The organism is Flavobacterium sp. LB2P53 (genome assembly GCF_003970305.1).
In the GTDB taxonomy this organism is placed as follows: domain Bacteria; phylum Bacteroidota; class Bacteroidia; order Flavobacteriales; family Flavobacteriaceae; genus Flavobacterium.
On the sequence record NZ_RYDG01000008.1, the window covers coordinates 25,877 to 49,310 of the forward strand.

Genomic DNA, 23,434 nt, shown 5'->3' on the forward strand with positions numbered 1-23,434 from the left:
TAACAGGGTTGTTTTATAGTTGGCTGATAAATTCGGTTGCAGCTTTACCTGCATTAGCAGTTTTCATAAAGTTTTCTCCAATCAGGAATCCTTTATATCCGAATGGTTTTAATTCCTTAATCGCTTCAACTGATGAAATCCCACTTTCGGAAATTTTTACAAAATCATTTGGGATTTGCGCTGCTAATTGCTTGCTGAAATCCAAACTCACTTCGAATGTTTTTAGATTGCGATTGTTTACACCAATCATATCTAAGGTAGGCATAATCGATTTTTCCAGTTCCTCTTGATTGTGTACCTCCAGTAAAACTTCTAGTCCTAAACTTTTGGCAAATTCAGACAAGGATTTGATTTCTTCTCTGGTTAAAATTGCTGCGATAAGTAGAATTAAATCGGCTCCGTATGCTTTGGCTTCCAATATTTGATAGTCATCAACAATGAATTCTTTTCTCAATAATGGTATATTTACTGTGGCTCTTGCCAAAAGTAAATCGTCTAAAGAACCACCAAAATATTTTCCATCTGTCAATACTGAAATTCCGCAAGCCCCAGCATTTTCATAGCCTTTGGTTACTTCTTCAACAGTAAAACTATAATTTATTGCTGCTTTGGAAGGCGAACGGCGTTTGTGCTCCGCAATAATTCCGGATGTACTGTTTCGTAAATTATCACTCAAAGAAATAGTTTTTTTTTCAAAGAAAACGGAAGCTTCCAATTGTGTAACAGGTATGATAGATTTCTTGAGAATGACTTCTCTTTTTTTGTCAACTATGATTTTATCTAAAATATTCATTTATTTTTTTGTTTAAAGTTTTCTTTGTTCAAGGTTTAAAGTTGTTCGAAATGCAAACAACTTTAAACCTTGAACTTCAAACTATTTTTATTTACTTAAATCTTTCAATTTCTTCAAAGCTACAAGTCCTTTACCGGATAATAAACTTTCTTTCGCTATTTGAAATCCTTCTAAAGGAGAACATTTTGTAACAGTCGCAATTGCCATGGCCGCATTGGCACAAATCACATTATTTTGTGCTTCAGTTCCTTTTCCGGAAATGATATCAGTAAACATTTGAGCAGATTGCTCTATAGTTTTCCCTCCTTCGATTTCGCTTTGCAGCAAAAGGCGAACACCAAAATCTTCCGGATTTATCATGCCTTCCATGGAGCTGGTAATCGTTTTTGTAGGTCCCGTCAAGGACACTTCATCATAGCCGTCAAGCGAATGCAGGATGGTAAAGTTCACATCAGTATTTTGATATAAATACGCATACATTCTGGCCATTTCTAAATTGAAAACACCAACCAATTGATTTTTTGGGAACGATGGATTTACCATTGGTCCTAACATATTGAAAAAAGTTTTTACCCCTAATTCTTTTCGAATAGGTCCCACATTTTTCATAGCGGGGTGAAATAAGGGCGCATGTAATATACAAATCCCTGCTTTATCGATGCATTTTTCCAGAAAATCAGCATCGTTGCTGAATTTGATTCCCAGTTTTTCCATAACATTACTCGAGCCAGAAATAGAGGATACTCCGTAATTACCATGTTTAGCTACTCTTATTCCGGCTCCGGCAACTACAAAAGAAGCCAGAGTTGAAATATTGAATGTGTCTTTCCCGTCACCACCAGTGCCACATAAATCAATGGTATTGTAGGCGGATAAATCCACACGAATGCACAGTTCTAATAATGCTTCACGAAAACCGGCTAACTCTTCAATGCTGATGCTTCGCATCATATACACGGTAAGGAAAGCAGCTATCTGACTGGTGTTGTAACTTCCGTAGGAGATATTAACTAATACGTTTTTTGCTTCTTCTTTCGAAAGCATTTCGTGGTTGATTAATCGGTTTAATATATTTTTCATTTTTATATATGTCTTAAAGTTTAAAGTCTTAAAGTCTTAAAGTCTTTCGACTTTGTGATATTTGACTTTATGACTAATTTTTAACCCAATTCTCCAATATCTTTTTCCCATTTGGAGTCAACACACTTTCGGGATGAAATTGTACACCACGGACATCGTATGTTTTGTGGCGCAATGACATTACCTGCCCGTTTTCATCAAAGGAAGTTGCCTCTAGAACATCCGGTAAATTGGCATTAACTACCCAAGAATGGTACCGCCCTACTTCAAATTCCTTTCCTAACCCTTCAAATAAAAGCTCATCATCAACAACAGTTTTTACATTAGTGGCCACACCGTGGTAGACTTTTTCTAAATTAGAAAGTGACCCACCGTAGACTTCACCTATTGCTTGTTGGCCTAAACATACCCCAAAAATACTTTTTGTAGGGCCATATTTTTGAATCACTGCTTTGAGTAACCCCGCTTCATCCGGAATTCCGGGTCCCGGCGAAAGAAGAATTTTATCGAAAACGGCAATTTCATCAATATCAAATTCATCGTTTCTATAAACGGTTACTTCGCAATCTAAATCTTCCAGATAATGCACTAAATTGTAAGTGAAACTATCGTAATTATCTATAACTAGTATTTTTTTCATTTTCCTCCCCCAACCCCTCCGAAGGAGGGGAGTACCTATTGGGGTAAATAGGTTTTTTAATTGTTATTTTTATTTACAACTTCATAAGTTGCTAATTTTTTTACATTTGGCTCCCTTTCCTTCCCTTCCCTTCGGGGAGGGTTGGGGAGGGGATTTATATTGTTTCTGCTAAATCCAAAGCGGCATTTAAGGCCCTCAATTTATTATATACTTCCTGCATTTCGCTTTCTTCATCTGAACTGGCTACAATTCCGGCGCCGGCTTGAGAATGCAATTGATGGTTTTTACTAAGGAAAGTCCGAATCATAATCGCATGATTAAAATTGCCTTCAAAATCCATAAAACCTATAGCACCACCATAAAAATTACGATTTGTTTTTTCATACTCCTCAATCAGTTGCATGGCTCTGTGTTTGGGAGCGCCACTCAATGTTCCAGCTGGAAAAGTATCGGCTACAACCTGCATTGTAGAAGCTTTTTCATGTAAATGTCCGGTTACTTTTGAAACTAAGTGAATGACATGTGAGAAAAACTGCACCTCCCTGTATTTCTCTACATTCACATTATGACCGTTGCGGCTCAAATCATTTCGGGCTAAATCCACCAACATCACATGTTCACTATTTTCTTTTTTATCAATGGATAGCTCTTTGGCAAGAATGGCATCTTTTTCATCATCTCCCGTTCTTTTAAAAGTTCCTGCAATAGGATGAATTTCAGCTTTACGGTCTTTAACAATAATTTGGGCTTCGGGCGAAGAACCAAATATTTTGAAATCACCGTAATCAAAAAAGAATAAATAAGGCGAAGGATTAATGCTTCTCAATGCTCTATATACATTGAATTCATCGCCCTTGAACCCTTGTGTAAATCGTCTGGACAAAACCAATTGGAACACATCACCTCTAAAGCAATGTTTTTTGGCTAAAGCCACATTATGTTTGAATTCTTCGTCGGTTAAATTTGAAAATCCGTCTCCTTGTTTCGAAAATTTATAAGAAGCAATATTTCGGGATTGTAATAATTGTTCAATTTCTGAAATGTTGTTTTTACCATCTAAACTATGACAAAAAATATAGGCCTCATTCTTGAAATGATTAATAGCAATTATGTTTTGGTACACGGCATAATACACATCAGGAATGGTATTGCTATTTTCTTTTTTGGCAATAGACACTTTTTCAAAGTAACGAACAGCATCGTACGAAATATATCCAAAAAGTCCATTATTGATGAATTTAAAATCGTTTTTCTCGGATTTGAATTGACCTGAAAATTCTTGAATTACTTGCGGGATATTGGTGTTGGCATCAATTTCAATTTTCTCAAAACTCCCATCAGGAAATGTTTTGTAGATGATTTCATTTTCTATTTTTATGGAAGCAATCGGATTACAACAAATATAGGAGAAACTGTTGTCATTACCATGATAGTCGCTGCTTTCCAGTAGTAAACTATTTGGGAATTTATCACGAATTTTGAGATATACGCTGACAGGAGTTATCGTATCTGCCAGGATTTGTTTGTATTTGGTATTTAATATCAAAGTTTTCATTATGTTTTTATTATTTGATAGCAACAGGATGTATCCTGTGCGTTCTAATTTATAATTTGAAACAAAAAAAGGCCTGTCGTGATGACAAGCCTTTTATATTTATAGTTTTAATAATACTATAGGAGCTTAGTTCACGACGACTGACGTAAATTGTACCACCACCAAGTATTGTTTAAAATTGTTTTCATGTTACAAAGATAGAAATGAAATTTGATTTTTCAAAAACATTAGGCGTTAAATAAGTTGAAAGGTAAAGTTTTTTTGTTAAATAAATATGCAGGCTAGAATTATTAAAAATAAAACCCCAACAATTGCTTGTTGGGGTTTGAAAACAAAATGTACTGAAATTTAGAATTTCAAAGCAACAGCTAAAGTAAATTCGTCTGAGATTGCTTTGTCTCCAAGGTTGTCAAAGAAACTTCCGGAACCGTATTTGATATCATATTTTGTTCTATCAATTATTACAGTACTTGAAGCTGTATTTGCGGTTGTGGTTAAATCAAAAGTAACTGGTTTCGTAATTCCTTTAATTGTTAAATCTCCAGTTACTGTATACACATTAGGCGCTTTAGTTACTAGTTTTTTGAATACTAGAGTTGCTGTTGCAAATTTTTCAGTTCCAAAAAAATCTTCTGATTTCAAGTGGCCTTCTAATTTTTCTTTGCCTTGACCTGCTTTTAAATCTGTTGCCAAAAGTGAGCTCATGTCTACGTTGAAGGTACCGCCAACTAATTTTTTTCCTTTAAAAACTAATGCGCCATCTTTCAGGTTGATTGTTCCTTCATGTTGTCCCGTTACTTTTTTTCCTGTCCAGTTGATGGTGCTTTTTGCAACATCAACTTTTTTAGTTTGGGCTGTTACAGATACCGCAGATAAAACTACTACTAATGCTAATGCGATTGATTTGAATTTTTTCATGTGTTTGAGTGTTTAAATTTGAATTTGATTAATAATTATAATGTGATAAATAATTCTTCGTTTGATTTTCTAACTTTTTTGTTGTGTTGTGTTGCATCTTCCTCGTGTCTGTAGCCAATAGTTGCTATTAAAGTGGCATTTAATCCTAATTTGTCCAGACCTAATATTTCATTAACCTCGGCGGGAACAAAACCTTCCATAGGTGTAGCATCAATTTTAAGTTCAGCAGCGGCGTTCAATAAATTTCCTAAAGCTAAATACGTTTGTTTTGCCGTCCAGATATTTCGCATTTCTTCGGAAAGAGACGTAATGTTTTTGATTACCAGCTCTTGATATCCCTTCATACTTTCTAAAGGAATTTGTCTGGTTTCACTGGTGTTTTTAAAATAATTATCGATTCCAGTTGTGCCAAAGTTAATTTCATTAGCAAAGATAATTAAGTGTGATGCCTCTACAATTTGTGATTGTCCCCAGGCCGATGGTCTAATTTTAGCTCTTAATTCAGGATTTTCAACAATTATGACTTTGTAAGGTTGCAATCCGTAGGAAGAAGAACTTAAACGGATTGCTTCTTTTAGAATGTTTAAATCTTCATTGGATATTTTCTTGGTGGCGTCAAATTTTTTGGTGGCGTATCTCCAATTTTGGTGATCTAAAAAGGTGTTCATATTGTATATACTATTTATTGGTTTCTGTATTTTTCTAATAATTGATTTAATTGAATGATTTCCTCTGCACTCAAATTTTTTGAGAAAAACCGTTCGTGCGCTATAACTTTAGGATCTAATACTGCTAGAACATCTAATCCTTTTTGTGTAATCAGAACTTCTATTTTACGTCTGTTTTCAGGACACACTTTTCGAGTGACAAACTCTTTCAATAGTAGTTTGTCAACTAATCGGGTGGTGTTGCTGGTCTTGGCTAACATTCGCTCCTGAATAGCCCACATATTTGCAGGATTTCCTTTTTGCCCTCTTAATATTCGAAGTACATTGTATTGTTCTCCTGATATTTCGTGAGGTTTTAATAATTCATTAAAGTTTTCTGTAATTACATTTTGTGTGTACAACACATTAAGGATAATTTTTTTTGAATTATCCATTGGTATAGTTGTTTTTAAAATTTCTTCAATTTTCATATTTGTATATATGTAATTTGTTGGTACAAATGTAACACTTTTTATAGTTGTATATACAAATGTTGATTTTTTTTGTTAATTATTTTTTAAGTGCTATACAGGATACTGGTTTGTGCAAATAAAAATAAGGCAAACACTAGCCGCACCCAGCGCATAATATGCCAATTTGTAAATAATGTTTTCATTTTTTGTCTCTAAAAAAGGAATCTGAATTTAGTTCTTTATTTTTTTGATAGCGTACTTTTCGTCATAAGCAGTCACTTCCTGTAATGTTTCGGTTGTAATTTCCTTTTTACTCACAAGTAGTACATCGGCAAAATTACTGCTGATGCTTACATTTAAAACACCGTTAATTGCCAGTAGTTTTTCTATAAGTTTTTCCATACAGTCGCTATCTGTAATGCCTTCCAGCTCATATAAATTCACAACAACCTGACTGTTTTTTTTTAATTCGATAAACAACTCTGAATTTGCTCTTGGTGCAATTGAATCTTTAGACACATCTATTTTCAAAAAGTCAAAAGCACCTTTGAAAATCAGTTCATATTCTTCTTTGTTTCCGCCAAAAGGAGGTCCGGATTCAAACGTTCTATTGAATAATAATCCCGCCAGAATTCCTTCTTCAGCCAAGAGTTGATGCATTTTCCAAACGTATTTCTGGCGCATTGTAGGAGGCAAAGCGCAGAAAAAAGTTTGCTCAATAATCAAATCATACTTTCCCTGATATGCAAAGAAATCGCCTAAAACAATCTTAATAGAAGGGTTGTTTTTAAATTTTTCTTTTAAAGCTCTAACAGGTGTTGGAGCAATATCAATAACGGTAACATTTGTAAATCCATGCTCCAGAAGATATTCCGCTTCGTAGCTGTTGCCACAACCGGGAATCAAAACACGACTGTTTTTAGTAGTTATAGTATTGATATACCTTTGTAAGGGCGGAGATACTTGGCCTAAATCCCAACCGGTTGTTTTGGTTTTGTATTGTGTTTCCCAATAGGCTTGGTCCAGCGGTTCGTTGTTAGAAATGACACAACATTTTAGATGCTCCATAATTTTTTTTTTTTGAAATAGCCATTACTTTGAAACAGCCGTTGTCATTGAAATTATTTTTATTTCAAAATTTTGCTTTGGCAAACGAAATCTGTTTTAGGAGCAGTCGTTTTTGCAATAGCATTAAAACCGCCTTCAATTTCAGTAAAATTTCTAAAACCCCGCGCTTCCAGTATTGAAGCCGCAATCATACTGCGGTATCCACCGGCACAATGCAGGTAAAAATGGGCTTTAGGATTTATGTCTTTGATCCATTCATTAATAGCTGCTAATGGCTTGCTGTAGGACTCCTCAACATGCTCTGCGGAGTATTCACTTTCTTTCCGAATGTCGATTACTTTGCTTTGGCCAATTTTTACTTCCTTGGCAAATTGTTCTGCAGTAATTCTATGTACGGTATCCATTTCTTTTCCTGCTTTTGCCCAGGTATCAAAACCACCAGCCAGATGCCCCATTAAGTTGTCAAAACCCACACGGCTCAAACGCGTAACGGTTTCTTCCTCTTGTCCCGGTTCACAAACAATCAGGATGGGTTGTTGCACATTGGCAATTAAAGTGCCTACCCAAGGAGCAAAATCACCATCGATACCAATGTTTATGGATTGCGGAATAAATCCTTTGGCAAATTCCCCATTTTTCCGAGTGTCCAATAATAAAGCTCCGGTTTCTTCAGCGGCTACTTCAAATTCAGAAGGGGAAAGCGCACGCATTCCCAGATTCAAAACGTTTTCAAAACTTTCATATCCTTTTTTGTTCATTGCCACATTCATACCAAAATAAGCTGGCGGAGGCAATAAACCTTCCGTGACTTCATGAACAAATTCAGCTTCCGTCATATTCGCACGCAACGCATAATTGGTCGCTTTTTGGTCGCCAATGGTCGAAACGGTTTCCTTGCTCATGTTTTTTCCACAGGCACTTCCTGCACCGTGAGCAGGATATACGATGACGTCGTCTGCCAAGGTCATAATCTTTGTTCGTAAAGAATGAAATAAAGTTGTGGCCAGCTGTTCCTGGGTCATGTGTGCCGCTTTTTGGGCTAAATCCGGTCTTCCCACATCACCAATGAACAAGGTGTCACCGGAGAAAATGGCATGGTTTTTTCCGTTTTCGTTTATCAATAAAAAAGTGGTGCTTTCCATGGTATGTCCCGGCGTGTGTAGTACTTTTATTTTGATGTTTCCAATGCTGAATTCCTGTCCGTCATTTGCAGAAATGCATTCAAATTCACATGTTGCATTTGGGCCATAAACAATAGGAGCACCAGTTTGACGGCTTAAATCTATGTGACCGGAAACAAAATCAGCGTGAAAATGAGTTTCAAAAATGTATTTTAATTGCACACCATCTCGTTCTAATCGATCCAGATAGGGCTGGGTTTCCCGTAACGGGTCAATAATGGCTGCTTCTCCATTTGATGTGATATAATAGGCGCCTTGTGCTAAACATCCGGTATATATTTGTTCGATTTGCATGATTGCGTTTTTTTAATTTATGGTATAAATGTACTTCTGTTTTTTAGGATAAACGGTAACAATTGCTACATTCTGTTTATTTAATTCAGGAGAAATTCTTTGATAATAATATACATTCCCATAGCTAACACAAACCAACCAAAAGCCGGTTTTAGTTTTGCGCCATCGATTTTTTTAGATAAATAGGTACCAATGAACAGTCCCAGGATGGCAATTGCCGAAATGGTAAAAAGTAGTCTGAAATTGATGCTGATACCGTTTAACACATCGCCGCCAAAACCAATTAACGAAGTAATAAAGATAATCAATAAAGAGGTGCCAATAGCTTGTTTCATAGGTAAATTTGCAAAGAAAAGCAATGCTGGAATAATCAAAAAACCACCACCGGCACCTAGAAAACCAGTGAGAAAACCTACTAATAGTCCAATGAGGGCTATCTTGCTGAAATTGTCTTTTTGAAGAGTTTTTTTTGGTATTGCCTTTTTGATCATCGATACGGATGTGGCTATCATAAGACACGCAAACACAATGAGAATCAAAAGATTTTTTGACACTTCAAAATGGTGTAGTGTAAAAATAACGGACGGAATTTTTGGTAACACAATTTCTCGTACAAAAAGTAAAGAGAGGAGAGAAGGAATCGCAAAGGCAAGTGCTGGTTTTATTTTTAAATTACCAAGTTTGTACTGGCTGTAGCTCCCAATCATAGCTGTTATTCCGACTATAAATAACGAATAACTGGTGGCTAGTTCCGGATTGATATTAAAGAGATATACCAGTATGGGAACGGCAAGTATGGATCCGCCACCGCCAATTAAACCCAAAGAAAGACCAATAATAATAGAAGCAAAATAGCCTAAATATTCCATCGTAACATTTTTTTGAAGCTCTGATTTTAAAAATAGTTGCACAAAAGCACCGCTTCAGGGCGTAAATTTTATTTTAACAGTTCAATGTTATTGCGGTGTAAGGCCACAATGCCGCGTTGCTCCATTTTTTTTAACAAACGCGAAATTACTTCTCTTGAGGTATTGAGCTCTGATGCGATTTCCTGATGGGAGAGTTTCAATTCTTTACAACCACACACATCGGCATGGCGTTTTAGATAAAATTCCAATCGCTCATCCATCGCCCGGAAAGCAATGCTGTCAATGACTTCGAGAATCTCCTCAAAACGACTTCTGTAGGTATCAATTACAAATTCATACCAGCTGCGGTGTTGCATCATCCACTTGTCCATCAAGAGTAAGGGCAAGAGGATTAGTTCGACATCTTCAACGACTTTAGCCATGATTTGGCTTTTTTCATTTTTGGTGGCACATATCATGGAAATGGCACAAGCCTGACCGGGTTGCAAATAATACATGAAAAACTCTCCTCCATTTTCATCTTCGCGATAGACCTTAATTTTTCCACGGATTACCAATACAGTATTTTTTATGTACTGTCCGGTGCGCATGATGACATCACCAGTTTTGAAGGATTGGATCGCAGCATTTGCATCCACATCTTTGACTAGTTCAGTAGAAAAGGAAGGAAATATTTTTTTTATGGAATCAAGCATTTTTATTTTTTTTCTATATTCTGCCTTGTAAAAGTAGTGTAAATAACTCAAAAAACAGACCGTTTTTCAGACTATAACAGTGTACAAATCTTTGATTTATGGCTTGTTGTCTATGGATTTAATAGACTATTTTTAATAAGAATTCAAGCCTTGGTTTTAGTTTATTGATGTTTAATGTTTTGCGAAAACGATTTTTCAATAAAAATATCTAATTAACAATTGTTACGTTTATTGTTTGGTAAAAACGTTGTATTTTTACAAAAAACATCATTATGAATTTAACACAAGAAGATTGGATTTCTCAATTTGAAGCGGATGAAAATGCAGTAATTCTAGACGTGAGAACCGAAGATGAATTTAGCGAAGGCTATATTGCCAATGCCATCAATATTGACATTCACAGCGGCCAGGATTTTGTAACTGAAATAGAAGCTTTGGACAAAAACAAAAAGTATTATGTGTATTGTCGATCCGGAATGCGAAGTGCAAAAGCATGCGAAATAATGAATCAGCTTGGTTTTGAAAATGCCTACAACTTAATAGGCGGAATTATAGAATGGGATGGAGAAGTAGTAGCTCCATAAAACGCAAAGAGGGTAATACCTCTTTTTAGTATTTAAATTACAGGTTTTACTACTTTTTGTGTGGGTTTAATTAGAAATCACACTACTTAGGGAATCCCTTTTTTGCCATTAAGCTTAATTAACGTAATGTTTTAATGCTGGTATTATTAAGTCTTTATTTTGCAAATCAGTATAGAGTGCAATGCATACCGATTTCGTGGCAGAGCCAAATTATAAATATAATATCTATTTTTATGAATGTAATACCAGAAGAATTTCAAATTAGCACTTTATTAAATCAAGATACGTACTTAATTGATGGAGAATTAAAAAAATGGAACGGTCAGACAACTCCTGTTTTTTCAACAATTTCGTCTACGGATGAATATGGTCCAACTATTTTAGGCTCTATCCCGTCTATGGGGGGAACGGAAGCTCTAGAAGCGGTAAATGCAGCCAATGCAGCGTATAATAACGGTCAAGGATTATGGCCTACGATGAAAGTGGCGGATCGGATAAAGTGTATGGAAAACTTTGTTACTCAAATGAAAACGACCCGAAAAGAAGTAGTTAAACTATTGATGTGGGAAATAGGAAAATCATTGAGTGATTCTGAAAAAGAATTTGACAGAACTGTAGAATATATATATGATACTATTGACAGTTTAAAAGAATTGAACAGCCGTAGTGCTCATTTTTCTAAAGTTCAGGGAGTAAACGCTATGGTTCGTAGAGGACCGCTTGGAGTTGTTTTATGCCTTGGGCCTTATAATTATCCGTTGAATGAGACTTTTTCGTTACTCATTCCGGCATTGATCATGGGGAACCCGGTAATTTTTAAACCGGCAAAACATGGTGTGCTGTTGATCTCCCCTTTATTAGAAGCTTTTAGAAGCAGTTTCCCAAAAGGAGCCATCAATATTGTATACGGTCGCGGACGTGAAGTGGCTTCGCCAATAATGAAATCCGGTAAAGTAGCTATTTTGGCTTTGATAGGAAACAGTACCTCAGCGATTGCATTACAAGACCAGCATCCTAATAAAAACAGATTGCGTTTGATCCTAGGTTTAGAGGCGAAAAACCCTGCGATAGTTCTTCCGGATGCTGATTTAGACTTGGCCATCCAAGAGTGTATTGCCGGTTCTTTATCGTTCAATGGACAGCGTTGTACGGCTTTGAAAGTATTGTATGTGCATGAGTCTATTGCTGAGGAGTTCAATACGCGTTTTGCTGCCAAAGTGGATGCCTTAGTTTTTGGAAATCCGTGGGATGCCTCCGTGTTTCTGACGCCTTTACCAGAAAAAGAAAAACCAGCTTATATTCAGGAATTGATTGATGATGCTACTAGTAAAGGAGCTGCTATAATTAATGAAAAGGGAGGACAACATTATTCTAATTACATCTTTCCAGCGGTTTTATTTCCAGTAAATAAAGAAATGCGTGTGTATCACGAAGAGCAATTTGGTCCTGTGGTGCCTATTATTTCTTTCAAAGACATTCAGGAACCTTTGAATGATATGGCCGAATCGAATTATGGGCAACAAGTAAGTTTGTTTGGAAAAGACATTAAAACTATTGCACCACTTATTGATGCTTTGGTGAATTTAGTGTGCAGAGTAAACCTGAATAGTTCTTGCCAAAGAGGTCCGGATGTTCTCCCGTTTACAGGACGAAAAGATTCAGCAGTAGGAACATTGAGTATTCATGATGCGCTGCGCTCGTTCTCAATTAGAACCTTTGTAGCATCTAAAGACAATGCCTATAACAATGCTATTTTACAGGAATTATTGAGCAGTAAAGAATCTAATTTTATTAATACCGATTATATTTTATAATCTTTTATAATCAAAAAAAGCCGTTTTTTTTTGGACTTAACATTCCTCTTTGAAATATATTTTAGAATTTTAAACGACATATTTCAAAACATCGCGTGCTAATAGCGCCATAAAATAGTAGAGTCTATAGAATTAATACCCGATGGACAAATCCTTATTTAGGTGAAATTATCTAAAAAGTTTAAAAAGAAACTTTATCTTTATACTCTTGTTGAGGTGTAATTATTAACTAAATATTTACTTACATGAAAAATCTAATCCTTTTTTGTTTACTGTTAGCTTGCTTTGGGTTCGAAAGTTGTAAAAAAAATAAAAATCTGAACGCTACAGATGCTGCCCGAACCCAAGCTGAAAAGCCAATAAATGTTCAGTGTTATAAAGCTTTGTTTGAAAAAGATACCATTGATTTAGAAATCAGCACTTTGCAAAACGGAAAAATTACAGGAAACATGGTGATGAAGATTTTTAACATGCCCAAAAAAACTGGAAAAATCAACGGCGAATTCCGAGGCGATACATTATTTGCTGACTACTCGTTTATTCAAGGAACTTATGATAAAATAACGTATAAAAATCCATTGGCAATGTTAAAGAAAGGGAACGAACTCATTTTAGGTAATGGAAAAATCGAAACTTATTTAGGAGCTTCTTATTTTGTGAAAGGAGTACCTATAGATTTTGATAATGTGAAATATAAATTTATAAGTGTTGATTGTGTTGGTGAAAAATAATTAATTCAACAGCGTAAAAAGTATTTCTTGAAATATCAAAAGGGCAATTCCTGCAAACAAGATTTAAATAATATAAGTATCTCTTAATCAAAGTGGTAAAGAGATACTTATGTTATGTTATTTTTGTAAGGATATAAGTTTTTCGGCAATTTTTAGAAGATCTGTTTCGTTTATTTCAGGTAATGGTGCCAAAGGATACAATTGTTGTCCGGGACGTGCCGTAAAGGCTCCTCTCCAACCTGCCCAAATTGCACCTGCAATATCCCAACCATGAGCTGCAACCATCAAACATTCGTTGGGTTTAACTCCCATTTTTTGCGCTGCCCAATTATACACAGCAGTATCTGGTTTGTATTTGCCTACTTCTTCAACACTTAAAATTTGATCAAAAAATGCCGTTAAGCCCGCATTTTTAAATTGAGTTTCAACGCCTTTGGTTGATGAATTTGTTAAGGCAACTAATGTATAACCAGCATTTCTTAATGCTGCTAACGCTTCTTTTACTTCGGGATGAGGTGGTAAAGAGGTTATACTGCTTACGGCTACTTTAGCTTCCGCTTCTGTTAAAAGAATACCTTGATTCGCAGCTACCATTCTTAAAGCAGCAGCTCCAATAGTACCAAAATCTGTATACTGACCACCAACTGTTGTTACTAAAGAATAGTGCAACATGGTAGTAAACCAAAGGGCAGTTAAATCTTCTCGATTTCCTAAGGCTTGACCAATACTTTTTTTTATGGCTCCTAAATCCAATAAGGTTTCATTTACATCAAAGAATACTACTTTTGGTGCTGTCATAATTTTTAATTTAGTTTTATATGGGCTTTCATTTTGTTCGATAATAAAAGAAGCCAAATGGATCACTTTTTAATCGAAATTATATTTTTTTGTCGGGTTTTATCTGATCAATAGTAAGTAACAATCATTGTGTAATGGCATGTTTTAAAATTAGACAAAAGGAAGTAATAAATTGATTTTAAAATACTATTTTTAAGTATTTCTTTGAGAGATCTTTTGTTTTAGTTCTTCTTTTTTGAACCACTTATGATTCTAGAAATCAATCCTTGTTGGTTCGTGAATTCAGAAAAGAAAATACTCGCCAAGTGAATTACGATGAAGGTCAATAAATAATAAATGGATAGGACATGTATATCTTCCATTGATTCCTTTCTGTTTTCTGGACCCAAAACAATGATTAAACCGGTGATTAGTGAAATTGCCACGCAAGCATAAAAAACTAAATACGTCCAATAGTGAATTTTTTCTTTAAATGCTAATCCTTTGGAAAAGGGATTGGAGAATTTCATCTGTCCAAAAAAGGGAAGCGCCAATCGGATGCTGTACAGCCCTACTAACGCATAACCAATATATATGTGCCAATCCCACATGGGTTTTCTTATTTTTTTAGCAAGCAAAATAAGCTGATCCTGGGATAGGGATTGATCTGTGGTTGAAAGATATTCTTGCATGATCAGTGCGACATTATTTTTGTTCATCCAGGTCATTCTAAGAAATATAGTAATAAGCATTAGCGTCATGCAAATGGCTATTGACCAGTGCATGATTCGGTAAATGGTGGAGTAATTTCTGGATTTCATGATTTATCAGAATTGGGTTGTTATGGTTTAGGAGTCAGTTTTAATTGCGATACAATTTCAGAAAGAATTTAGTTTAAATTAATTCAGAGTACACGGATATAATGAAAGGCGATGAAGAATGGTTTTAGAAAAACAGCAACGATACTATCCTATTTTTACCAGCCAATAAATCGTTCTTTCTTTAAAGTGCTGTAAAATGATCACTTTTAGGAAAAATACTCAAGGCTTCAATCGCAATTTCTGGAGTAGGAGAGGCTAGTTTGCGAAGTTTGAGATCCATCCAAGCGCCATCAACTGTTATAGTTGCACATAATTTGTTGTCCTCATTTATAAACTCATGCACAATGGACCAACGGGAAGCATCCGCATTTACTTTTGAAGTTTTGGTGCGCAAAAAAATTTTGTCAGAAAGCTTTATTTCTTTTCTAAAAACACATTCTTCCCTAAAAAGAATAGGGCCAAAGCCTTGCAACTGCATCACCTTAATGGTCAAACCAAGACTTTCCAGAATTTCGATACGATGTTGTGCGCCAAAGTCATAATAGGCACTGTGCCGTACATGAAAATTAGGGTCAAGATCTGACCAGCGAAAAGATAATTCTTTACTAAATGAAGTCATTGTTTTTTTTTATAGATGTTTCCAAGATTTGATACCAAGGAAGTACTGTGTTTTTTTGAAACTCAAAAGTACGACAAAAAGCAAGTAGGAAGCTAATGAAATTATAAATTAGATCCATTTGTTGGAGTATATTTTTAGCACTACTAAAAATATTGAATAGCGAAGCCTAATTTATAAAGAATTCTATTAAATAAAAAAGCCCTTCAGAAAATCCAAAGGGCTGATGCTTGCTGCGTAATTTATTTTTTTGATTCTTCTACAGAAACTTTTCTAAACTCTTTTAATAGTTTTTCTAGTTCCAAAGTTGATTTACGAGCTCTTGGTCCAGCAGCTTTGACACCTTTCTCAGTTAGTGACTCAGATTCTGTTTTGAATGTTTCGAATTCAGCGTTGATTTTTGCAACTAAATCTTTCATAATAGTACTGTATTAAATTAAGGCGCTAAAATAGAATTTTGATTTTTAGATTGGGATGTTTTGAGTTTTAAATTAACATTAGAAAACCATTATTTTATTGTATGTGTCAGAAATATCTTTTTTTATAAATACTGAATAAAATTACGTCCGCTTTTTTTAATTATTCAATAAATAAGAAGTGAAATCTCAGTATTCCTGAGATCAAGAATGACAACTTCGGTTATAATGACAACTTCTCTGTGATGTCATATTGTCAGATTTTTTTACGCCAATTTTAACATAAACTGACAATTCATTAGTCCCTTTTGTATTGGCACAAAGATTGACTTATCGACTTCGAGTCATTAAAACTAGTATACAATAAAATTAAATATATTTAAAATGGGTAAAATAATCGGAATTGATTTAGGTACGACCAACTCTTGTGTTTCTGTAATGGAAGGTAATGAAGCTGTTGTTATTCCTAATGCAGAAGGAAAAAGAACAACACCATCTATCATCGCTTTTGTTGAAGGTGGAGAGATTAAAGTAGGAGATCCTGCTAAAAGACAAGCGGTAACTAATCCAACTAAGACTATTGCTTCTATCAAACGTTTCATGGGACATTCTTTCGGCGAAATTACAGCTGAAGCAAAAAGAGTTTCGTACAAAGTAGTAAAAGGAGACAACAATACACCACGTGTGGATATTGATGGCCGTTTATACTCTGCACAAGAATTGTCAGCAATGACACTTCAAAAAATGAAAAAAACAGCAGAAGACTATTTAGGTCAAACTGTTACTGAAGCAGTTATTACTGTTCCTGCTTACTTTAATGATGCACAACGTCAAGCTACGAAAGAAGCGGGTGAAATTGCAGGTCTTAAAGTAATGCGTATCATTAACGAACCTACAGCTGCAGCTCTTGCTTACGGTTTGGATAAAAAAGGTAAAGATCAAAAAATTGCTGTTTACGATTTAGGTGGTGGTACTTTTGATATTTCGGTTCTTGAATTAGGAGACGGAGTTTTTGAAGTATTGTCTACAAATGGAGATACTCACTTAGGTGGAGACGATTTTGACCACGAAATTATTGACTGGTTAGCTGCTGATTTCTTAACGGAAGAAGGGATTGACTTACGTCTTGACCCAATGTCATTACAACGTTTGAAAGAAGCTGCGGAGAAAGCAAAAATTGAATTGTCTTCTTCTGCTGAAACTGAAATCAACTTGCCTTACGTAACCGCTACAGCTTCAGGACCAAAACACTTAGTGAAAAAATTGACAAGAGCTAAATTTGAGCAATTGACTGATTCATTAGTAAAACGTTCTATGGCACCAGTGGCTAAAGCGCTAAAAGATGCAGGTTTATCTGTTTCTGATATTGACGAAGTGATTCTTGTAGGAGGTTCTACTCGTATGCCAAGAATTGCTGAAGAGGTTGAAAAATTCTTTGGTAAAAAAGCGTCTAAAGGAGTTAACCCTGATGAAGTTGTAGCCATTGGAGCAGCTATTCAAGGTGGAGTTCTTTCTGGAGATGTAAAAGATGTATTGTTACTTGACGTTACACCTTTGTCTTTAGGTATCGAAACTATGGGTGGTGTTATGACAACTCTTATTGAGTCTAATACAACTATCCCAACTAAAAAATCTCAAGTTTTCTCTACAGCAGCAGATTCTCAACCAACAGTTGAACTACACGTTCTTCAAGGAGCAAGAGCTATGGCTGCTGATAACAAAACGATTGGTCGTTTTAACTTAGACGGTATTCCACCAGCACCGAGAGGGGTTCCACAAATTGAAGTAACTTTTGATATTGATGCTAATGGTATCATCAAAGTTTCTGCAACGGACAAAGGAACAGGAAAATCTCACGATATTCGTATCGAAGCTTCTTCTGGATTAACATCTGAAGAAATCGAAAGAATGAAACAAGATGCTGAAGCTAACGCAGAATCTGACAAAATCGCTAGATCAAGAGCTGAAAAATTGAACGAAGCAGATGGAATGATTTTTCAAACTGAAACACAATTGAAAGAACTTGGTGCTAAATTATCTGATGATAATAAAGTAGCTGTAGAATACGCATTGACTGAATTGAGAATGGCGCACCAATCTCAAGATATTCCTGCAATTCAAACGGCTCTTGACAATATCAATGCGGCATGGAAAAAAGCAACTGAAGCAATGTATGCTGAAGGAGAACAAGGTCAAGCAGCATCTAAACCAGAAGGTGAAGCAGCTCAAGGTGACAATGTTGAAGACGTTGAATTTGAAGAAGTAAAATAATTATTTCTCGTAGAGACGCGATTTATTGCGTCTCTATTATTGATTTAGAAAACCGTTCGCCTTTGGTGAACGGTTTTTTTATGGACATTGATTTTAATTTTATTCTCCTTTTTACCACGAAACATTCTTGTGATAACTAAAGTATGAGGAAATGTTATGGCAGCCAAAAAAGAAAAAAATAAAGTATTGAATAGTTGTTCTTCTTTAAATGTAAAATACAAAAGTGCCATTTCTACTAGTGAAACCAACCAATAAACGCCTGCTACAGGGCAATATGCAATAAAATTGCTTACGAAACAAGAACCATTTGAAAACTTTATTTGGTTAATTATAGAAGGAATACTGTGCCACAAGACAAAATAAATGGCAAAACCCCAGATCAGACTCGAGAATTTAAAAAGGATAGCAAATAGTACTAAATAAAAGAGTTCTAGGCGTTTTTTTTGATTTCCAATACAAATAAACACTGATAGCTATAAATAAGGAACCTGAAATCTGTAAGGATAGCCAAATGTATAGAATAGGAATACTGATTTTTGTGATGTTTAATATAATGTTTTGTACCTCCTCAGAGTGAAAAGTAAACAGCAACACTAAAATAAAGAATCCATAAGAGAATTGGAATAGTACTTTGGCGAGGTTGTATTTACCGATTGTGTAGCGCTATGGGACTTCATTTTCGGACTTGCTTATTTTGAATTGTGTATGAAATCAGGTTAGGAGAAGCTTCAAAATTAGCTGTTGCTACAGGTGGAGAAATTCAAAAAGCACACAGAATATTGTGCTGGTTTGTACTTGTAGGCTGGTCAATATATCCATTAGGATACATGAAACAAAAAACCCGACCTATTTTTTAAATAAGTCGGGTATTTAATTCTATCATTATTGTTATTTATCACGTATAGACGTACTGCCGTGCGTTTCTACAAGATACATTACATTAAAGTCACATTTAACAAAAAAAGGGAAAATGTTGTTTGAATATTTTCCCTTTTTAATTTATTATTTAGGATCTAAAGCTTCTCCTATTCTGGAAATTAAATCGAGAACATGGTATTTGCTCATTCGATCTGACATTCTAGAAGTAGATAATTTCAATTCATTTTTTAAACTATTCAGTTGACCTCTAGCAATAGATGGTAAATCCGTTTGCGCCAGATTGACTTTTCTGGTGGTGAAACCATAAGTAACTCCTACCGGAACAGATCTAACGCTTGCCGTACCTGGTTTTAGTAATTCAATCATCTTGTCTACATACAATTTTTGGATGTTTCTGCGGTAGATGTCAATAGAATTTTTATTTTTCAGTTCAGAGAAAATTCCTTTGTTCAAATCGGTTATTAATTCATCTACAGAATAGTTGTCTTTACTCACCGAGGAGGTTTCTAAAAGGCGTACCATTCGGTCTCCGGCTAATAAGCTGTTTAAGGTGGCATCCTGCATTCCTTTGATTGCTTCGACACCATTTTCCGGGTTAATTTTTGAAAGAATATCTTGATTCAACAACCATTTTGGCGTGGTGAATAACTGGGTATTCAAGAATGCTACAGCATCTTTCTGGATGCTTTTTGGTACTACTTCAAATTGATTGCCAGTCATGTCATACGTTTTTGGACTATCATATATTCCACCTACATTTTTAGTTACATGACCCATATACCTTCTAAACTGACCGGTAAGTGCGCCATAAAGTTCGTCCAGTTCAGTATAACTTTCACCATCTTCTTTAGACCATTCTAGTAAATTGGGTAAAATTCTTTTTAGATTTTTAATACCATATTCAGAGGCTCTCATAGCATTGTCACCAATATCTTCCGTTTGATATCTTGGATCATAGGGACTGGTTTCAGACCCAAACCATAAACGACGGTTCTTGTAGGCTTCCTTAGTCATTTCATTCAAAAAAGCTTTCTCTTCTGCTTCCGTTTTCGTGTCTTCAAAGTAAGAGTATCCCCACTTAATAGCCCATTTGTCATAGTCTCCAATTCTAGGAAATAAACTAGTCACACCATCTTCTGGTTGTGCAACATAATTAAAACGCGCATAATCCATTATAGATGAAGTATGTCCGTTTTGCTCTTGGTAGTCTTTATCTCTTAGTTTTTCAACAGGAGTGGCAGAGCTGGCTCCCATATTGTGGCGCAAGCCTAATGTATGTCCTACTTCATGCGAAGACACGAAACGAATGAGTTCTCCCATTAATTTATCGTCAAATTTCTTAGCTCTAGCCGCCGGATCTACAGCCGCAGTTTGAATCAAATACCAATTTCTCAAAAGACTCATGATATTGTGGTACCAACCAATGTGGCTCTCCAGAATCTCACCACTTCTTGGATCATGAACATTTGGTCCATACGCGTTTTGAATTTCAGCAGCGAAATATCTCAATACAGAAAAACGAGCATCTTCTAAACTCATAGTTGGATCGTTCTCTGGCCAATATTCTCCACGAATGGCATTTTTCCAACCTGCATTTTCAAAGGCAATTTGCCAATCATCAATTCCTTGTTTGATGAATTTTTTCCATTTTTCTGGTGTAGCCGGGTCAATGTAATATACAATAGGTTTCAAAGGCTCTATCAATTCTCCATTTTTTTGTTTTTGAGCATCTTCGGCAGATTTAGGTTCTAAACGCCATCTGACAGCAAATACTTTGGTGTCGGACTTTTGGGATTCTTCCTCAAAAACACCGTATTGATTGGCAAAATATCCTACACGTGCATCAAATTCTCTTTTGCGCATGGGAGTTTTTGGCAATAAAATCATGGATGTATTTATTTCCACAGTGAGTACACCAGCATCTAGAGCCGAAGGTAAATCAACTCCAATTTTTGGCGTTGGTGTTGTATTGATTTTTGGTGGTGTAGTGGTAAATGTTTTTACACTTCTTATTTCAGTATTGATAGGAAAACTACTTATTTTTGAAATAAATGATTTGTCTTTTTGAAATGTTTGAATGTTTAATAATTGTTTCTTAATTGGATCTAATGAAAAAGTTTGAACATCAGCATCGAATGTTGTAGATAAATCGACAACATAGCCCGTTATTTTTCCGGAATCATCTTTTTTGTATGCAAGTACATCATAATTACCAATAATTGGATCCGAAGTGGAGTTTTTAACTGCTTTAGCCATTGGTTTGTCTTCATCTGGAGACATAATGACATAAGTGATTGATCTCAACAATATATTGTTGTTCAGTCCTTTTTCCCAACGAACGACTTGTCTGTTGATTTCTTCTCCGCCAAAAATTCCTCCTCCGGCAGGAGTCTTAGAATATCGGGTTATGGTCATCATTTCACTCCCTAATAGAGAATCAGGAATTTCAAAAAGATACTTATTGTCTATTTTATGAACATCAATTAATCCTTTTTGAGTAACGGCACTAGTATCAATTACTTTTTTATAGGGTTTAGGTTCTTTTTTGGCATCAGCTACTTTGGTGTCAACTGCTGTAACGGCATTTTTATCTGCTTTTTTCTTTTTCTTACTTTGGGCAAATGTTCCCTGGACGGAAAAAAACAGCAGACATACAATAATTAGGGTTAGTTTTTTTTTTAGCATTTAGTTAAATGTTTTATAAAGGTTAAGGATTAGCTTTTGTAAATAAGTAGTTTTTTTTTCTTTTTTACAATCGAAATCCAAATCTATTGATATATTTTTAAAAACAGACCAATAATGTACAAAAATCGAATAATTAACATTTATTAAATAATAAGATTTTTTAATATCACAATATGTTTTTTCTCATGAATGGATGTGTTTTTTCGCCTTATCTTTGTTTTATAATGAATAAATCAAAAATATTTTTTTCCTTTTCAGCAGCTGTAAAAGTAGTGAGGAGTGATTTTTTTTTAAAATATTTTCGTAATATTACGATACAAATGACGCTGTATGAGAAAAATTAAATATAAGAAAAGTAGAAAACTACAACCCAACAATTTAGAATATACCGGGATTCATAAGGACTATAAATCGGAAATACAATTGTTTGTTTATGATGATTTAATGCTGTCAGAGTATGATGATTTCAAAGTTTCGGATTTTGATAAATATATTGATCTGCAAAAAAATAATTGGCTTAATCTACACGGTCTAAGTAATATTGAATACATAAAATCTATTGGGAATTATTTCAAAATAGATACCTTCATTTTAGCTGATATTTTAAATACTACACGAAGAACTAAAGTTGAAGAATTGTCAGATGTTTTGTTTTTTAATATAAAATCATTACTTCCGACAGGAAATTCTGATAATATAAGTGTAGAGCAGATTAGTTTTTTGATCAAAGATGGGATCTTAATTTCCTTTCAGGAAAAGCGTAGTGACTTTTTTACGCATATTCGCGAACGTCTTCGGACGCATTCCGGCATTGTAAGAAGCAAAAGAACGGATTACTTGTTGTACATTCTTTTAGATGCCATTATGGAAAATTTTTACATCACCATAGAAAACGAAGAAGATAAAGTAGAGGAACTCATCAACCTTTCAAAACAAAGTACCAACCCAATTATCTTAGAAAAAATTGAAAAACACAGGGATAATTTCAATTTTTTGAAGCGCTCTATAGTTCCGCTTCGAGATTCTTTGTACAATATAAAGAGCATCAAAGATGATAATGTATTTAATGCGATAGAAAAAGAGAATTTTAGCTTTTTTGCACGATTGCATCAAAAGAGCCTGGAACTTTTAGAACAAATAGAATCGGATATGGGGTCATTAGAAAGTGCTTCTAATTTTTTTTTCTCGGCACAAACACATAAGATGAATGAGATTATGAAAACACTGACTATTGTTTCAGCAATCTTTATTCCGCTTACATTTATTGTAGGTGTGTATGGAATGAATTTTGAAAATTTACCGGAACTTAAATACCAATATGGCTATCATACCGTTATGGGAGCTATGTTTTTGATCGTAATAGGGATGATTATATATTTTAAAAAACGCCAGTGGTTTTAATATAAAAAGGGTATTACAAAAAAATATTAAATAACAATATGACCTCCAATTTGTTTTGGAATGAATACAAATATCAAAAAATGAGTAAAGCCATTTATATTGCAACAACGGAACAAAATAGCGGGAAGTAAATTATAACTTTGGGCTTGATGAGCATATTGATTGGTAAAACTGCAAAAGGGGGTTGTTTCAGGCCATTGTTGAGGATTTCGAAGAAGGTGGATTG

General features: G+C 35.0%; 22 protein-coding genes and 1 pseudogene. 6 read left to right on the forward strand and 17 right to left on the reverse strand.

Features of this window, described 5'->3' with window-relative positions; genetic code table 11:
* Positions 1-13 precede the first annotated feature (13 nt).
* The 11 genes from trpC to EKL95_RS10750 all read right to left on the reverse strand — a co-directional run bounded on the left by trpC (position 14) and on the right by EKL95_RS10750 (position 10,213).
* Positions 14-793 (reverse strand): indole-3-glycerol phosphate synthase TrpC, encoded by a 780-nt coding sequence (trpC, locus tag EKL95_RS10700; RefSeq protein ID WP_126564208.1) that lies wholly within the window; start codon positions 791-793, stop codon positions 14-16.
* Between the two features lie 87 nt (positions 794-880).
* Complete coding sequence (gene trpD, locus EKL95_RS10705; protein ID WP_126463034.1) at positions 881-1,873, reverse strand: anthranilate phosphoribosyltransferase; 993 nt, start codon at positions 1,871-1,873, stop codon at positions 881-883.
* A 73-nt stretch (positions 1,874-1,946) separates the two neighbouring features.
* The gene (locus EKL95_RS10710; protein WP_126463032.1) at positions 1,947-2,513 is read right to left on the reverse strand and encodes an anthranilate synthase component II; all 567 of its coding nucleotides are present in this window, start codon (positions 2,511-2,513) and stop codon (positions 1,947-1,949) included.
* Positions 2,514-2,667: 154 nt separating this feature from the next.
* On the reverse strand, positions 2,668-4,068 hold the full coding sequence (locus tag EKL95_RS10715) for an anthranilate synthase component I family protein (protein ID WP_126452555.1): 1,401 nt from the start codon (positions 4,066-4,068) through the stop codon (positions 2,668-2,670).
* 348 nt (positions 4,069-4,416) lie between these two features.
* Positions 4,417-4,986: a YceI family protein gene (locus tag EKL95_RS10720; protein WP_126564209.1), complete on the reverse strand. Its 570-nt coding sequence runs from the start codon at positions 4,984-4,986 to the stop codon at positions 4,417-4,419.
* A 35-nt stretch (positions 4,987-5,021) separates the two neighbouring features.
* Complete coding sequence (locus EKL95_RS10725; protein WP_126553562.1) at positions 5,022-5,654, reverse strand: NAD(P)H-dependent oxidoreductase; 633 nt, start codon at positions 5,652-5,654, stop codon at positions 5,022-5,024.
* 14 nt (positions 5,655-5,668) lie between these two features.
* Positions 5,669-6,124 (reverse strand): MarR family winged helix-turn-helix transcriptional regulator, encoded by a 456-nt coding sequence (locus EKL95_RS10730; RefSeq protein ID WP_126463024.1) that lies wholly within the window; start codon positions 6,122-6,124, stop codon positions 5,669-5,671.
* Positions 6,125-6,337: 213 nt separating this feature from the next.
* Positions 6,338-7,174, reverse strand: a complete 837-nt coding sequence (locus EKL95_RS10735) for a methyltransferase domain-containing protein (protein ID WP_126553565.1) — start codon at positions 7,172-7,174, stop codon at positions 6,338-6,340.
* 59 nt (positions 7,175-7,233) lie between these two features.
* Complete coding sequence (locus tag EKL95_RS10740; RefSeq protein WP_126463020.1) at positions 7,234-8,649, reverse strand: MBL fold metallo-hydrolase; 1,416 nt, start codon at positions 8,647-8,649, stop codon at positions 7,234-7,236.
* 80 nt (positions 8,650-8,729) lie between these two features.
* Positions 8,730-9,518, reverse strand: coding sequence for a sulfite exporter TauE/SafE family protein (locus EKL95_RS10745; RefSeq protein WP_126463018.1), 789 nt, complete (start codon positions 9,516-9,518; stop codon positions 8,730-8,732).
* A 68-nt stretch (positions 9,519-9,586) separates the two neighbouring features.
* Positions 9,587-10,213, reverse strand: a complete 627-nt coding sequence (locus tag EKL95_RS10750; RefSeq protein ID WP_126463016.1) for a Crp/Fnr family transcriptional regulator — start codon at positions 10,211-10,213, stop codon at positions 9,587-9,589.
* Positions 10,214-10,485: 272 nt separating this feature from the next.
* Between EKL95_RS10750 and EKL95_RS10755 the strand changes: the two genes are divergently transcribed.
* From EKL95_RS10755 to EKL95_RS10765, 3 genes are all read left to right on the forward strand, one after another.
* On the forward strand, positions 10,486-10,797 hold the full coding sequence (locus EKL95_RS10755; protein WP_126463014.1) for a rhodanese-like domain-containing protein: 312 nt from the start codon (positions 10,486-10,488) through the stop codon (positions 10,795-10,797).
* A gap of 233 nt (positions 10,798-11,030) precedes the next feature.
* A complete protein-coding gene (locus EKL95_RS10760; protein ID WP_126564210.1) occupies positions 11,031-12,611 on the forward strand; it encodes an NADP-dependent glyceraldehyde-3-phosphate dehydrogenase in 1,581 nt (526 codons plus the stop codon).
* Positions 12,612-12,856: 245 nt separating this feature from the next.
* Complete coding sequence (locus EKL95_RS10765; RefSeq protein ID WP_126564211.1) at positions 12,857-13,342, forward strand: hypothetical protein; 486 nt, start codon at positions 12,857-12,859, stop codon at positions 13,340-13,342.
* Positions 13,343-13,459: 117 nt separating this feature from the next.
* On the opposite strand, the gene EKL95_RS10770 is transcribed toward EKL95_RS10765, so the two are convergent.
* The 4 genes from EKL95_RS10770 to EKL95_RS10785 form a co-directional block, all read right to left on the reverse strand.
* Positions 13,460-14,140, reverse strand: coding sequence for a haloacid dehalogenase type II (locus EKL95_RS10770; RefSeq protein ID WP_126463008.1), 681 nt, complete (start codon positions 14,138-14,140; stop codon positions 13,460-13,462).
* 221 nt (positions 14,141-14,361) lie between these two features.
* Entirely contained in the window at positions 14,362-14,940 is a 579-nt protein-coding gene (locus tag EKL95_RS10775; RefSeq protein ID WP_126562957.1) for a cytochrome b/b6 domain-containing protein, read from the reverse strand.
* 181 nt (positions 14,941-15,121) lie between these two features.
* Entirely contained in the window at positions 15,122-15,559 is a 438-nt protein-coding gene (locus EKL95_RS10780) for an acyl-CoA thioesterase (protein ID WP_126463004.1), read from the reverse strand.
* 239 nt (positions 15,560-15,798) lie between these two features.
* On the reverse strand, positions 15,799-15,975 hold the full coding sequence (locus EKL95_RS10785; RefSeq protein WP_126452532.1) for a histone H1: 177 nt from the start codon (positions 15,973-15,975) through the stop codon (positions 15,799-15,801).
* Between the two features lie 381 nt (positions 15,976-16,356).
* On the opposite strand from EKL95_RS10785, the gene dnaK reads away from it, so the two are divergent.
* Positions 16,357-18,243: a molecular chaperone DnaK gene (gene dnaK / locus EKL95_RS10790; protein ID WP_126452530.1), complete on the forward strand. Its 1,887-nt coding sequence runs from the start codon at positions 16,357-16,359 to the stop codon at positions 18,241-18,243.
* A gap of 44 nt (positions 18,244-18,287) precedes the next feature.
* Here dnaK and EKL95_RS15460 read toward each other — a convergent pair whose 3' ends face one another.
* Positions 18,288-18,710 (reverse strand): Brp/Blh family beta-carotene 15,15'-dioxygenase, encoded by a 423-nt coding sequence (locus EKL95_RS15460; RefSeq protein WP_126564212.1) that lies wholly within the window; start codon positions 18,708-18,710, stop codon positions 18,288-18,290.
* A 160-nt stretch (positions 18,711-18,870) separates the two neighbouring features.
* Between EKL95_RS15460 and EKL95_RS10800 the strand changes: the two are divergent.
* A pseudogene (locus tag EKL95_RS10800) lies at positions 18,871-19,073 on the forward strand (rhodopsin); the annotation flags it as partial.
* Between the two features lie 172 nt (positions 19,074-19,245).
* Here EKL95_RS10800 and EKL95_RS10805 read toward each other — a convergent pair.
* Positions 19,246-21,807: a zinc-dependent metalloprotease gene (locus tag EKL95_RS10805; protein WP_197037198.1), complete on the reverse strand. Its 2,562-nt coding sequence runs from the start codon at positions 21,805-21,807 to the stop codon at positions 19,246-19,248.
* A 330-nt stretch (positions 21,808-22,137) separates the two neighbouring features.
* Here EKL95_RS10805 and corA point away from each other — a divergent pair, with 330 nt between their 5' ends.
* Positions 22,138-23,208 (forward strand): magnesium/cobalt transporter CorA, encoded by a 1,071-nt coding sequence (corA, locus tag EKL95_RS10810; RefSeq protein ID WP_126562956.1) that lies wholly within the window; start codon positions 22,138-22,140, stop codon positions 23,206-23,208.
* The last annotated feature ends 226 nt before the right edge of the window (positions 23,209-23,434 follow it).